9 protein-coding genes and 3 pseudogenes are annotated in these 12,869 nt (G+C 57.6%); 5 read left to right on the top strand and 7 right to left on the bottom strand.

Features of this window, described 5'->3' with window-relative positions; all coding sequences use genetic code 11:
• Positions 1–55: 55 nt before the first annotated feature.
• Positions 56–544, bottom strand: coding sequence for an NUDIX domain-containing protein (locus tag P3T22_RS01615; RefSeq protein WP_063500394.1), 489 nt, complete (start codon positions 542–544; stop codon positions 56–58).
• Between the two features lie 403 nt (positions 545–947).
• Between P3T22_RS01615 and P3T22_RS01610 the strand changes: the two are divergent.
• A pseudogene (locus tag P3T22_RS01610) lies at positions 948–1,337 on the top strand (class II aldolase/adducin family protein); the annotation flags it as partial.
• 208 nt (positions 1,338–1,545) lie between these two features.
• Positions 1,546–2,064: pseudogene (locus P3T22_RS01605) on the top strand (LysR family transcriptional regulator); the annotation flags it as partial.
• A 60-nt stretch (positions 2,065–2,124) separates the two neighbouring features.
• Here P3T22_RS01605 and P3T22_RS01600 read toward each other — a convergent pair.
• From P3T22_RS01600 to P3T22_RS01585, 4 genes and pseudogenes are all read right to left on the bottom strand, one after another.
• Positions 2,125–2,501 (bottom strand): annotated as a pseudogene (locus P3T22_RS01600) (phosphate ABC transporter substrate-binding protein PstS); the annotation flags it as partial.
• A gap of 751 nt (positions 2,502–3,252) precedes the next feature.
• Positions 3,253–4,278 (bottom strand): NAD(P)H-dependent flavin oxidoreductase, encoded by a 1,026-nt coding sequence (locus P3T22_RS01595; RefSeq protein WP_429324034.1) that lies wholly within the window; start codon positions 4,276–4,278, stop codon positions 3,253–3,255.
• 9 nt (positions 4,279–4,287) lie between these two features.
• Positions 4,288–4,944, bottom strand: coding sequence for a 2-hydroxychromene-2-carboxylate isomerase (locus P3T22_RS01590; RefSeq protein ID WP_429324033.1), 657 nt, complete (start codon positions 4,942–4,944; stop codon positions 4,288–4,290).
• A gap of 105 nt (positions 4,945–5,049) precedes the next feature.
• A complete protein-coding gene (locus P3T22_RS01585; protein WP_429324032.1) occupies positions 5,050–6,681 on the bottom strand; it encodes an AMP-binding protein in 1,632 nt (543 codons plus the stop codon).
• 285 nt (positions 6,682–6,966) lie between these two features.
• Between P3T22_RS01585 and P3T22_RS01580 the strand changes: the two genes are divergently transcribed.
• Positions 6,967–7,662: a TetR/AcrR family transcriptional regulator gene (locus P3T22_RS01580; protein WP_158515378.1), complete on the top strand. Its 696-nt coding sequence runs from the start codon at positions 6,967–6,969 to the stop codon at positions 7,660–7,662.
• A 437-nt stretch (positions 7,663–8,099) separates the two neighbouring features.
• On the opposite strand, the gene P3T22_RS01575 is transcribed toward P3T22_RS01580, so the two are convergent.
• Together P3T22_RS01575 and P3T22_RS01570 are read right to left on the bottom strand one after the other, a co-directional pair.
• Positions 8,100–9,545 (bottom strand): DEAD/DEAH box helicase, encoded by a 1,446-nt coding sequence (locus P3T22_RS01575; protein ID WP_429324166.1) that lies wholly within the window; start codon positions 9,543–9,545, stop codon positions 8,100–8,102.
• A 266-nt stretch (positions 9,546–9,811) separates the two neighbouring features.
• Complete coding sequence (locus P3T22_RS01570) at positions 9,812–10,678, bottom strand: LysR family transcriptional regulator (protein ID WP_063500403.1); 867 nt, start codon at positions 10,676–10,678, stop codon at positions 9,812–9,814.
• An 84-nt stretch (positions 10,679–10,762) separates the two neighbouring features.
• On the opposite strand from P3T22_RS01570, the gene P3T22_RS01565 reads away from it, so the two are divergent.
• Both P3T22_RS01565 and P3T22_RS01560 read left to right on the top strand, forming a co-directional pair.
• Positions 10,763–11,680 carry a DMT family transporter gene (locus tag P3T22_RS01565; RefSeq protein ID WP_429324031.1) on the top strand — a complete coding sequence of 306 codons (918 nt, stop codon included), beginning with the start codon at positions 10,763–10,765 and terminating at the stop codon, positions 11,678–11,680.
• A 208-nt stretch (positions 11,681–11,888) separates the two neighbouring features.
• Positions 11,889–12,863 (top strand): quinone oxidoreductase family protein, encoded by a 975-nt coding sequence (locus tag P3T22_RS01560; RefSeq protein WP_429324030.1) that lies wholly within the window; start codon positions 11,889–11,891, stop codon positions 12,861–12,863.
• The last annotated feature ends 6 nt before the right edge of the window (positions 12,864–12,869 follow it).

The following is a 12,869-nucleotide window of genomic DNA, read 5'->3' as shown; positions in this document are numbered from 1 at the left end:
GCCCGGCCCCGGCCCCGGCCCCATTGAGGTGTCCCGAAAGGAAAAGGGCAACTAACTAACAGCAGAGATCTCTGCCGAGATATGCAGCGACCGCCTTTGTCAGCGCGATGCCGTGCAATTCTTCCGGCGATGCCAGGCGCGCGGCGACAATCTCGCGATTATCAAGCCGCAACTCGGGTATGCGGTCGAGGTGCAGCTCAAAGAAATGCACCCGGTCTCTTCGCCCGTCCCAAATGCCGCAGGCGCTGCCCGCGGGGAGTAATGGGTACGACGAGAGACCAATCTCCTCCTCCATTTCGCGCTGCGCCGCTGCATCAGGCGTCTCACCGGGCCGGACACTGCCGCCCGGAAAATTCCACTCGGCCCGGTACGACGACTTCACAAGCAACAGCGCCCGCCCGACGTAGATTGCTACTAGCGCCCCCTCATGGCGAGGCCGTCGAAGGTACCACCAGGCGCGAGCAAGCCGGAATCCGAGGCGAAGCGCCATGCGCCAGACAGAGTCGATAAGCGTAGCCGGTCGCACTCGTTCAAGGCTCGGCATGAGGTCTATCCTTTCCTTTCATGGTCATAGGATCTTCCGGGTCGCCGCGTTCGTGCGGCTTGGGTCATTCAGCGTCTGTCACGCCACTGCGTGGAAACCGTAGTTTAGCCAGCAGTTGCTCTCGCTCGGAATAGCGATTGTCAACAATTCAACGGTGTGTGTCGCTCGTTCCAAGGGGCTGGCTTTTCGGCAGGATACGTCGATTGCAGTTCGACAGTTGCCGACAGCACGGGACTTCCGCACTACTCATCGCTGGATAGCCTGCGAGATTCACGCACGAGCCAGTCGTGGAACTGTTGTATCTTTCGGGACGAACGGTCAGCAGCGCGATAACAGAAGAAATGAGTCTCTCGTTCGATGGGCCTGTATAGCCCCTCCCCTACGATAACGAGTTCGCCGTTCGAAGCTCGATCCAATCTCGCAGGATGCAGCCGTCTTTTTCGAAGACCACGTCGTGATCGACGACGAGGCGGGACAAGTCGCCGTCGAAGAGGAGGCGGGCTGTTCGGTAGCGGGGTGGTTCAAGGATGTGCGCGCGGCGATACACAAGAATCACGGGTTGCTGACGGCCAGCAGGCATAGCATCGACGAAGCGGCGTTCTGGTTTATTGCCCTCGAACGCGCGTGCCAGCAACAGTTGCTGGTTGAAGCGACAGGCATCACCCCGACGATGGTGACGCCGGAGCGCGCGCGCTACAGTCGCGAGCACGTGGGTAGCCCGTTCATCGGCTGGCTGCGTTTCCAAACGATTTACGATCAGCTAGTGGTGCAGCAGCCGGACATGTTCGAGTAAATCCGAGGTGCGGCATACAGTGTTCGTCAATTCAAAAAACTTAGCGACACGTTCAGGGCAGCTTGTCGAAGAAGAGATAAACGGCGGCTATGCGGCCTTCCCGGGCAACGATGAAATCAGTTCCAGCGTAAGCTGGAGCCTCACCTGGACGGCCGGATACCCATTGGATCCGTCCGCCATCGCCCGCCCCATCGTTGCAGGATTGTCGATGTCGAAGCTCCCGGATTTCGAAGGGCTCGCGATGTTCGCGAAGGTCGCCGAAGAGGGTTCGTTCGCTGCGGCGTCCACGGCCATGGGTGTTTCGGTCGCCACGATCTCTCGGGCCGTTACCCGCCTTGAAGAGCGGCTGGGAGGCTGACTGTTCAACCGGACTTCCCGACGACTTGCACTCACGGACTATGGCCGCACACTCGCCGAACGAGCGGCGAAAATCTATGCCGACGCCGAGGAGGCCGAGGATTTCGCCCGTGAGACCTCAAGCCGACCACGTGGTCTCGTCAAGCTCGCTGCGCCGCTCACGTTTGGCGCTCGGTGGGTTGCACCACTGCTACCCGAATTTTTCCGGACCTACCCGGATATTTCCGTGGATCTTCATCTCACGGATGTCCATGCCGATCTGATTGGGGAAGGCTTCGATGCCGCCCTGCGCATCGCCATCATGGAAGACTCATCTCTCGTCGCGCGTCACATTGCACACGTGCGTCGGTTTGTCGTGGCATCCCCCGCACGAGGGTTGTCGAATCATTGCCCGGCGACTGGCTTGAGCCGAAGGATCAGCCCTCCCCCCCGTGTGCCATCGCAAGCGGATTTCCGTTGCAACCGAGTCCTGCAGTGAGATGTAGTCTAGGTCTTCCGCAGCCTGCCCCCCATTCCTGAACGCCCAGTCGAAGAACTTCTGCGTTGCCTCGCCGTGGTCTGGCTAGTCCTGCGTTGCATGCAACAACACGTAGGTGGCACCAATAATTGGCCACGCATCCTTGCCCGCTTGATTGGTCAGGAATTGATTGAGCGATCCGAACCCATCATGGTGCCCTCACCAACCTTGCGCTTCCACTCGGGACTAACTTGCGCAAGATAGTGCGTCCAGATGAGGGTTGTACCAGAGCCATCCTGGCGAAGCACTGCGGCAATGGGGGTGTCAGGCAGTTTGATCTGCGAATTCAACTGGGGGAGGCGCAAACGTGCTGCCGGCGCCACAGTAATGTCGGTGGCTTGGGCCGTGGCGACGAAAGACCCGCCAGCCAGAGCGCCAATCAATAGAAGAAAAGGTCTCACGAATATCTCACTTTGAACTGGTGTGCGATATCGCTGAGCGGGGCTAGCCAGGCGACGAGATACGTCGTGGGAGGAGATTGCGTCTGAGGACATTTTTTGCGCTGTCCCGCACGCGTATAGGACTCGACAATAATTGAGAATAGCTCCAGTTACAGGACTGGTGAAAGTATCAATTTGTATTGGTACGTGGTCCAGCGAACAGAATGATCTGGCATGGTCTGTTACCCGAGTGCAGACGACGTTCGAATGTGCCGCTGAGAGCGCGGTTGGTCGGCTGGTCTCGGTCGCGTACTGCCTCGTGCAAACGGCATACGCAACCTGAACCGCGCACATATCTGATCGGCGGCGCACGACCCACTCTTGCCCTTCGCCCAGCGTCGACGAGTGTCCGCTGTTGTACGGCAAACCGGACGCTCGCTGACGCCGGCGGCTTGCCGCTTGGCCCGATCGGGCCTGCGCGCTGTAGCAAGGGCCATCAATCGCGAATGGCTGATGCGATCGTCGCGACTATCGTCTCAGGAGTGTGGTGAGGGCGACGGTGAGCGAACAGCACCTCCGTTTTCTCGACAAGATTTGCAATAGACCCACCCCGAACATGAGTAATTCTGCATCTTTGACCGAATAGTTGCGTGTCACCGTACTATCGCAAAACATCCTCAACACAGCTCTGGTTCGGCTTGTCGACGCTCGTCGCATCGAGCATTGATCGGAGCCTTGCCCCGATCAGTGTCTTGGCCTCGTCGATAATATCGTCAATAAGTGCCTTCACAGACGGAACGTCATGAATCAAGCCGGCAACCATGCCGCAACTCCAGGCGCCGGAATCCAGCAAGCCGTCGCGCATGACTTTAGGATAAACACCGGCCACCTGGTCAATGATGTCTTCGATACGAAGATTATTTCCCTTCTCGCGCTCGATCTCCAGAAGACGCTCCACACCTGCATTGTTGAGCACGCGCTCAGTATTTCTCAAGCCGCGCATGATCAGTCGCGTGTCCAACTCGGTTGAGTTAACAATCGCCCTTTTTACATTCTCATGAACCGGTGCTTCTTGCGTAGCAACGAACCGAGTGCCCATGCTGATGCCTTCAGAGCCCAGCGCGAGTGCCGCCACCAGACTGCGCCCGTTAGCCATGCCACCCGAAGCGATAGTCGGAATAGCTAGCTCGTCGGCCGCACGTGGCAGCAAGATCATATTCGGAATGTCGTCCTCTCCCGGATGGCCACCGCATTCAAAGCCATCCACAGTGACAGCATCGCATCCTATCTGCTGTGCTTTAAGGGCATGCCGTATTGACGTGCACTTGTGAAAAACCTTGATGCCCGCGTCTTTGAGACGACCCATGTAGGGCTCTGGATTGCGACCCGCCGTCTCGACGATGCGCACGCCACCCTGTTTGATAGCATCAATGTACTCAGGATAGGGAGGGGCCGAGAACGTTGGAAGGAATGTGAGATTCACGCCAAACGGTTGATCGGTCATTTCCCTGCACCGTGCAATTTCCTTTGCAAGTTGTTCAGGCGTCTTTTGAGTCAGGGCAGTGATAATGCCCAAGCCGCCCGCGTTGGAAACCGCAGAGGCAAGCTCTGCGAGGCCGACGTAATGCATCCCTCCCTGTATGATGGGATATTTAATTTGGAAAAGTTCGGTTATACGTGTCTTCATGCTGGCTCCTCATATCCTTTTGAGTTTCTCTACCGTTAATCTGGGGGTGAGAGGGGTGACCGTGGCCGGCACATATCGCGCCCCAGCGGCAAGATACTGATCGAGTAGCCAAATGCGGTCCCCGCCCCAAAAAAGTTCGTTTCCTGCTGCGAATGTTGGGGAGCCAAACACCCCTCGGGAGACTGCAGCTTGAGTCGCCTCGTTGACAGCGCTACGTGATTCTTTCGATTCAATGGTTTCTCGAAAGCATTGCTTGTCGATACCCACAGCCTTCTGAGCAACATCGAACAAGATATCCCTGTCCCCGAGGTTCCGCCCCTCACCCCAACGTGCACTCAACAACGCCTTCGCCAGCGCCGGTCGCTTTTCAAGCGGTTGCGTGTACATCAACTGATGAGCGGGTACAGGGTCAAACATGGAGAAATCATCGGTAAGCGGCAGTCCTAATACTTTTGCCATTCGTGACGCGTCGTGACGAGCATAGGGGCCTTTGAGCGGCGTATCAAGCAGCGGCTTCAGCCCCATTACCTTCACCACCGCAACGCCAAGCCGGAAAGGTAGCCAATGAAGTTTTATACCGTGACGCTCTGCCAAGGCCTCAATCTCATTCGATGCGAGGTACGCGTAGGGCGAGACGAAATCAAAATAGAAGGCGATCGAATCCATAGTTTCATTGGGAAAATTCAGCGTCCTGCCCGTATCCTGTGACCCCGGCGGAGTTTGAAATAGTCCGCCCCAAGAGGTTGCCCTCACCGGGGCGTGACTTACGAATTACGGGGCGCCGTTCAGTGACTTGTCCGCACGAACTTCTTTAAGAAGCTGCTCACGTAGAACATATTTCTGGACCTTTCCCGATGCAGTCTGAGGGAACTCATCCACGAAACGCCAGACCCGTGGCGTCTTGTATGTTGCGAGACGCGTTCGACAAAAGCTCGTGAGTTCGCTCTCTCCTTCAGCATGTCCGGCTCTGAGCTGGACGAAGGCAGCGATGATTTCACCCCATTCGGTGTCGGGCAACCCGACCACGCAAGCGCCTGAAACGGCAGGATGGCTGAGCAAAACCTCCTCGATTTCGCGCGGATATACGTTTTCGCCACCGCGAATGATCATCTCCTTCATTCTTCCCTGAATGGTGAGATAGCCGTCGTTTGCCATCGAACCCAAATCGCCCGTCCGAAGCCATCCGTCGTCGGTCAGCGCCTGTCGCGTTGCTTCCGCATTATCGAAGTAGCCCGTGGTTACGCAACTTCCCCGAGTCCAAATTTCACCCAATGTGCCGATCGGCACAGTTTCGCCGCTTTGCGGATTGGCCACTTTGACTTCGATTTGTGGCATGGGCCGCCCGACAGTCGACGCCCAACCCGATCGAGACTCGTTCTCGCGCGTATGAGTGATATATGGGGAGGCTTCCGTTTGCCCGAATCCAATGCCCACCCTAATGCGAAGGGTATTCTCGATCCTCCGTACAAGCTCCGGCGGGACCGGCGCGCCGCCGAGCGTTGCGAGTCTCCAGGAACTCAAGTCGAAGACGGTCAACTCTGGGTACTCGAGAATACGAACTAGCATAGTTGGAACTGCGGACATCAATGTACCGCGCTCCGTTTCAATCAGATTCAATATCAACGCCGGATCGAACGTCGACGGAAGCACATGAGCTCCTCCCGTCTGCAATGCTCCCAAAGTCACGAGACCGCACCCGGCAGTATGAAACAGGGGCATGGGATTGACCCATACGTCGCCTTTACGCGCACCGATAACTTGCGCATAGATTCGCCCATTGTTTGCCAACCCCCGATGGGTTAGAAGCGCGCCTTTGGGAAATCCTGTGGTGCCAGATGTGTATTGAATTTGGGCTATATCGCCAGGTTCAACACGTGGCAACGTGGCGACCTCTGACGAACCCTCAACAAAATCTCCCCAACTCTTCAGCGAAATGATTTCCCGCAAGAGTGGCAGTTCAGGTTTGACTTCCTCCACGACCGCTGCGAGTTTCCTTCCGCGATACTCGGGTTCCACGATGATTCCGCAGGCCTGTGACTGCTTGAGGACATACTTGAGCTCCGCAGCGAGATACGCCGGGTTCACAGTGACAAGCGTAATACCCGCGAGCGCTGCACCCAGTTCGATTTGCACCCACTCCGGGCGGTTCGATGCCCACACCGCGACGTGCTCGCCCGGGCGAAAGCAACTCAGAAGTGCGCCCGCCACTTTACGTGATTGCGCCAGCAGCTCGCCATAGGTCCAGCGACGCCTGCCGGTTCCGCTTACACCCTCAATCAGCGCGACTTCGTTTTTCCAACGCTCAGCTGCATTCGTGAGCGCGTCCCCAATGCTGATCTCCAGGAACGGCTCGGTTTGGTCTGCGGGCCAGTACGCCAGATTCTGTGAAGCGCCATGTTCCATGTGACTTATGTCTCCGTCTATCTTCGCACCGGGCGTAAGATAAGTGTAATATTCCTCGGTGCAGCATATCGCCCGCGAGGCCGCAACTTGGTTACGGCCCTATCATAAGCGGCGCACTTTCGTGCTTCTATTCGGATTTCGGCGCCCCGATTTCGGTCCGCCACGACGCCTTTCTTCTAGGGTGCCCGCGTGACTTGCTGGGCGCCTACTCGGATATCGCATGTTCCGAAGTTTCAGGGCACGCGCATAAGGCTAAAATCGATAGGGCGTAGGTCGCGCCTTGTGGTGGCCGTCGAGAACGTTGTTGCCGAGGAGGAAGAGGTGCCTGTCAAAGGTCGGAAATTTGGCACGAACGCACAGATTGCCGTGCGCCGCAGGCCGAGGCAAGGACGGTCCCTGATGACTGTTGACGCCATTCTCGAGGCGGCTCAACAGCTTTTGATAAGAGATGGATTTGAAGCCACGAGCACGACTCGCATTGCCGAAGCAGCGGGTGTCAGTGTTGGTTCTCTTTATGAATACTTCACCAGCAAGGAAGCCCTTGTCGCAAAGCTGATCAAACGCCATTGTGACAACCTGCTTGACACGTACGCCGGAGCTTTCAAGGAGGTGGAGGGCAAGGGGATAGCGTCATTGGTCGACGCGTGGATCGATACAAGTGTGGACGCGTACGCAAAAGATCTTGCACTGCATCGCGTTCTTCTCGATCAGATGGGCAAGGTGAGCAAGACGCAGCACCTGAGACGCATTTCTCTCGCTATTGCTGACCTTCTCGAAAGCGCACTTCGCAAATGCGGGGAGCCAGTACCCAGGCCGGACCTGCGCCTCGCGGCTTTTGTCATTGAATCATCCGGAGAAGCCCTTTTACATAGGGCCATTCTTTACGGAGACGATCTCCTAAACGATGAGTTGCTGCGCGAGTGGAAACTCATGACCCGCCTCTATCTCGCGAGCACGGACGGTTCGCCCTCGCAGGCGTGACACTTCCGGGTCCACCTCGGACGGAATACGCGAATCGAGGACGATGCCGTCGGTCCTGAACATGCACCCTCGTCGGGCAGCCAGGACTGGTTGCATTAGGACCTCGCATATCTGGCCGGGTGGCTTTGCGGAATTAATCGGGGGATGCAACACTTCTTCTGCTCGCGCAGTCATGCACCGAGCCAAAGCGGTAGTTCGCGATGAGCCGATCAAATGACGGCTTTCGTGTGAGAAGCGGACACATTCACCAGAGACGACCTTGATCGGACGCTCGCTACGCACGATTTCAACGTCCGTTCGGCCCCGAAGTTGTTATGGATTCTGGATTCAGTGCGCCGTTACCTGCCGACCAGATGCACGTCGAAGCCGCGCCGCTGCCTACCAGCGGGCCGCAAACCGCCAGCCTGTTCCAAGGCTGGCGTTACTCTTCCCGCGGATCAGGGTTGACGTTTGCCACGGCCACCAGCGGGTTTGCCAGCCGGCTTACGTGAACCCGCAGCTGGCTTGCTGGCGGGTTTGCTGCGTGGCTTTTGCACGCTGAATGGGTTACCGCTGGACAAACTTGTGCCTTTACCTGCGGCTACAGCGCGCTGCGTCGTAGGCTTGCGTTTGCTTTCGCCACTTTGCGGACGCGGTTTTTTGCTGAGCACCTGCATGGCGCCCGGCGCAGCTTGCGGCACTTTGGGCTTCTTGGGCTTTTTGGGTTTCTTGATGATCTCGCCCGTCGCGCTAGTTTGCGGCACGCGATGTTCGGCTTCAAAACCCGGCTCTTCTTCACGGCGCAGCGTTTGCCGGATCAGCGCTTCAATCGCGGCCAGTTGCGGCGCTTCATCGGCACACACAAGGGACACCGCCACGCCGCTGGCGCCCGCGCGGCCGGTACGGCCAATACGGTGCACATAGTCTTGCGCCACGATCGGCAGATCAACGTTGATCACCAGCGGCAGGTCGTCGATATCCAGCCCGCGCGCAGCCACATCGGTGGCTACCAGCATACTTACTTCGCCCGTCTTGAAGCGTTCCAGCGCACGCAGGCGCGCGGGTTGCGGTTTGTCGCCGTGGATGGTGTCGACCGCATAGCCCGCTTCATCCAGCATGGCCGCCAGGTAATCCACGCCAATGCGGGTTTTGACAAACACCAGCGCGTGCTCCCAGTCGTTCTCAGCCACAAGGTGCATGAAGAGATCAGGCTTGTTCTTTTTATCCACCGTCACCACCCACTGCTTGATCTTGCTGGCCGTGGCATTGGGCGGGCTGACGCTGATATTGACCGGGCCGCGCAGAATGCCCGCCGCCATGGCGCGGATATCATCGGTAAACGTGGCAGAGAACAGCAGAGTCTGGCGCTGAACGGGCAAGGCAGCAAAGACGGCGTTGAGTTCGCGCGCAAAGCCCAGATCCAGCATGCGGTCGGCTTCATCCAGCACCAGCGTTTGTACTTGATCAAACTGCACTGCGTTCTGGCGATGGAGATCCAGCAAACGACCCGGCGTGGCAACGAGCACATCCACGCCTTTGCGCAACTTCATCATCTGCGGGTTGATACTCACACCGCCGTAGGCGGCCAGAAATCGTAAATCGAGGCCTTTGCCGTATTCGATAAAGCTTTGCAGCACTTGTTCAGCCAGTTCACGCGTGGGCACCAGCACCAGAACACGCGCGCGGTTGCTGGTCACCGCCGGGCCGTGTTGCACCAGCCGTTGCAACAGCGGAAGCGCAAACCCCGCCGTTTTGCCAGTGCCGGTCTGTGCCGCAGCCATGACGTCCTTGCCACTGAGCACAGCAGGAATCGCCTTGGCCTGCACCGGCGTAGGTGTCTGGTAATTGAGGTCCTGCACATTACGCAACAAGGGATCGATCAGGCCAAGCGAGGCAAAAGACACGGGCGTATTCCGAGCTAAAACCGCAATTCTAGCGGTTACCGCGCTGATTGCACCGCGCACATCAATGGTCAAACAGATCGACGTTGATCTGCCGCCGTTCAAGGCGAGCGCGATCCCGTTCGCTCCGGTCGTAAGTTGTCGGCGCATCCTGTTCGATTCGGTCGCTCGCGCAACGCGCTCGTACGTCCGTTTCGCGTTCGAAAGCGGTCGTATAACGCGGGGCCGTTGTCTTCGCGCGAAACCCAGCAGCGACTCGTAGTGGGTTCTTACTCCGCGCGGCGCAAAGTTCGGATGAGTTGGTCAAACATCGCTCCTGCCGCAGCCGATTGTTTGGCCTGCTTTGAGCGGATGACGACCACCTCCATTTCAGGCAAATCCGGGAGTCCGTGGCGGCTGTCGAGCACTTTCAGGCCGGCAGGGAGACTGCATTGCGTTAGCACCGCCACCGCCATGCCGCTCTCTGCGGCGGCCAGTTGTCCAGCGACGTTTGGGCTGTGATAGACGATCCGATACTGACGTCGCTGGGATGAAATAGCTTTGAGCACGGCATCGCGCGGTCGACTTCCTGATTCGTGGACGGCGATGGGCAATGGATTACGACGCCAGGCCTCATATTGTTCTTTTCCGACCCAGACAAGCTTTTCTCGAAACAGCAACGTCCCTCTGTCAGCGCGATCCCGCGTGACGACCGCCAGGTCCAGTTCGCCCCGTTCTACTTTGGGAATGAGTGCAGTTGACTGCTCGCAGACCAAAGTGATTTCCACCGCTGAGTAGCGACTCAAGAAGGTGCGAAGGACTGGTGTGAGATAAGCCGTCGCATAGTCCTCCGGCACGCCCAAACTAATACGGCCTGTGACCTCTGGCCCCCGAAGCGCAGTGATGGCCTCGGCGTGTATATCCAGCATTCTCCGCGCATAGCTCAAAAGCTCAGTGCCGGCTGGAGTTAAAAGCATATGACGTGGCCCGCGCAACATCAGCGATTGCCCCACGGCATCCTCGAGCTTCTTCAACTGCATGCTCACAGCGGACTGCGAGCGATAGACCTGCTTCGCCGCTGCCGTGAGCGACCCCGTGTCGGCGACGGCGACAAACGCGCGCAGCCAGTCAAGCTGTAGATCGGGAGATTGGGACATGGTGGTCGGTCATTTGAAAATCGAATAATAACGAAACGATAAATTCGCTTTTCGTGACGGTCAATCCATTCCACAATTCAGGACATGAAAAGCGCAACTTCTTCCCCGCCTGAATCTGCCGTGCTAGCCCCATCAAGCACCTCGGAACGGCAAGGCACTGCGTTGATGGTCGCGGGCGGGCTAATTCTCGGGACCATCGGCATTTTCGTCGAAGAAGCCCGCCAGGACCCGATGACCACGGTGTTCTTTCGCTGCTTTTTTGGGATGCTGGCCCTTTCGCTGTGGGGCGCGGCAACGGGACGGTTGCATGAACTCAAACTGCGATGGCACGAGCTGACGGTGGCGCTGGGCGCAGGCGTGCTAATCGTGCTCAATTGGGTTTTGTTCTTTGCCGCCATTCCACGGGTGTCTATTGCAATAGCGACAGTTTTGTTTCACATCCAGCCCTTTTTCGTCATCGGTCTGGGTGCCTGGTGGCTGGGTGAACGCGTATCCAAAACGCAGGTCATTGCTTGCGTTGTAGCGCTGGCCGGACTTGTACTCGCCACCGGACTCATTGGAAGCAAGACGAGCTTGATCGCAACATCGTCTTATCAGACCGGCGTCGCCCTATGCCTCGTGGGTGCCGTCGCCTATGCTGGCTTACCGTTAATCGCGCGCAAGGCGAAACGAGTTAGTTCGTTTGTGTTGTCCTGGTGGCAGAGTGCTGTCGGCGTGTTGCTTACAGCTTGGTGGCCGCTCTGGCATGGACTGCCGCAAACTACGACTGCATGGCTTTGGTTAGCCGGGCTAGGAAGCATCCATAGTGGCGTCGCGTACGTCATTCTCTATGCCGGGATGAGCCAGCTGCGCACCAGTCGTGTGGCGCTGTTGCAATTCGTCTATCCGCTGACAGCCATTGTCGTGGACCGGGTTGTATACGGACACCAACTAACCGCACTACAGACCGTTGGGGTCCTCATCATGGCGGGCGCATTGTGGAGCGTTCGCCGCGATAGCTAACGCGTCTGCAAAATGCCGTCTGGCGCAGAGGCAACCACGTCGGCTTGACGTATTGAACTCGACTCCATTTGGAGGCGATCATGAAAGCCACGCGTATTGAGCAGAGAATCTGGAGACCTTGGCTAATTCGGCTTCCTGATTTTCTTGTGTCGATCAGAGAGAAAGCAGACATTCATTCTGAACATGAAAATCCTAAAAGGAAAATCCAATGCCCTTTGCCGTCGTGATGCACGCCCCCGGCGACCCAGACGTTCTGAAATTTGAAGAAGTCACTGTGCCACAGCCGCAGTCGCACGAAGTTGTCGTTCGTCACACCGCGATCGGTGTCAACTTTCATGACGCGTATGTTCGATCCGGTCTCTACAACACCCTGTCATTGCCTGGCGTTCCTGGCATCGAAGCGGCAGGCGTTGTTGAAGCGATTGGCGCGGATGTCACAGATTTCCGCCCCGGTGACCGTGTTGCTTATGTCTCACAATCCTACGGAGCATACGCGGAGAAGCGTGTCATCGGCCAGGAGAGCTTGGTGCTGCTGCCTCCAAACGTGTCTGACGAGGTAGCTGCCGCAACCTTGCTGAAAGGCCTTACCGCCCAGGTGTTGGTCCAGCAGGTCTACCGCGTGCAAAAAGATGACTGGGTGTTGGTCCATGCCGCCGCAGGCGGCGTCGGCCTGCTTCTTTGCCAGTGGGCGCGGCATCTCGGTGCTCGCGTGATTGGAACAGTAAGTACACCGCGGAAAGGCGAGGCGGCATCCAGGGCCGGCTGTGAATCTGTCATCTTCTATCGTGACGAAGACTTCGTGCCGCGGGTGCTTGACATTACTGCCGGCGAAGGCGTTCAGGTTGCCTATGACTCTGTAGGGAAGGACACCTTCTTCGGCTCACTACAGTGCCTCGCGCCGTGTGGCCATCTGGCCAACTTCGGCCAGGCCTCTGGCGCCGTGGAGCAGTTCGAGGTCTCGCAACTCTTTCCGAAATCAAACTCGCTATCTCGCCCCAACATAATGCAGCATCTCCGCACCGCTCAAAAGTTCCGTGAGGCTGCAGCGAGCCTGTTTGATGCGTTGTCGATGGGCATCATCAGGACCGGTCAAATTCAGTCGATTTCTCTACGGGACGCCGCCCAGGCGCATACTGAGCTCGAGTCTCGGGAGCGGACAACTTCACTGGTACTCAAGCCCTGAGGAGCC

Origin of the sequence: Paraburkholderia sp. GAS348 (assembly GCF_050434205.1) — a bacterium.
Taxonomy (GTDB): Bacteria; Pseudomonadota; Gammaproteobacteria; order Burkholderiales; family Burkholderiaceae; genus Paraburkholderia.
The sequence above is the reverse complement of the archived record's forward strand: the minus strand, read 5'-3'. Positions and strand labels throughout refer to the sequence as shown.

Coding starts and splice junctions, on each gene's coding strand:
- P3T22_RS01570 (WP_063500403.1), bottom strand. CDS start 10,678: ATGTCCCAATCTCCCGATCTACAGCTTGACTGGCTGCGCGCGTTTGTC.
- P3T22_RS01595 (WP_429324034.1), bottom strand. CDS start 4,278: ATGAAGACACGTATAACCGAACTTTTCCAAATTAAATATCCCATCATA.
- P3T22_RS01565 (WP_429324031.1), top strand. CDS start 10,763: ATGAAAAGCGCAACTTCTTCCCCGCCTGAATCTGCCGTGCTAGCCCCA.
- P3T22_RS01615 (WP_063500394.1), bottom strand. CDS start 544: ATGCCGAGCCTTGAACGAGTGCGACCGGCTACGCTTATCGACTCTGTC.
- P3T22_RS01585 (WP_429324032.1), bottom strand. CDS start 6,681: ATGGAACATGGCGCTTCACAGAATCTGGCGTACTGGCCCGCAGACCAA.
- P3T22_RS01590 (WP_429324033.1), bottom strand. CDS start 4,944: ATGGATTCGATCGCCTTCTATTTTGATTTCGTCTCGCCCTACGCGTAC.
- P3T22_RS01560 (WP_429324030.1), top strand. CDS start 11,889: ATGCCCTTTGCCGTCGTGATGCACGCCCCCGGCGACCCAGACGTTCTG.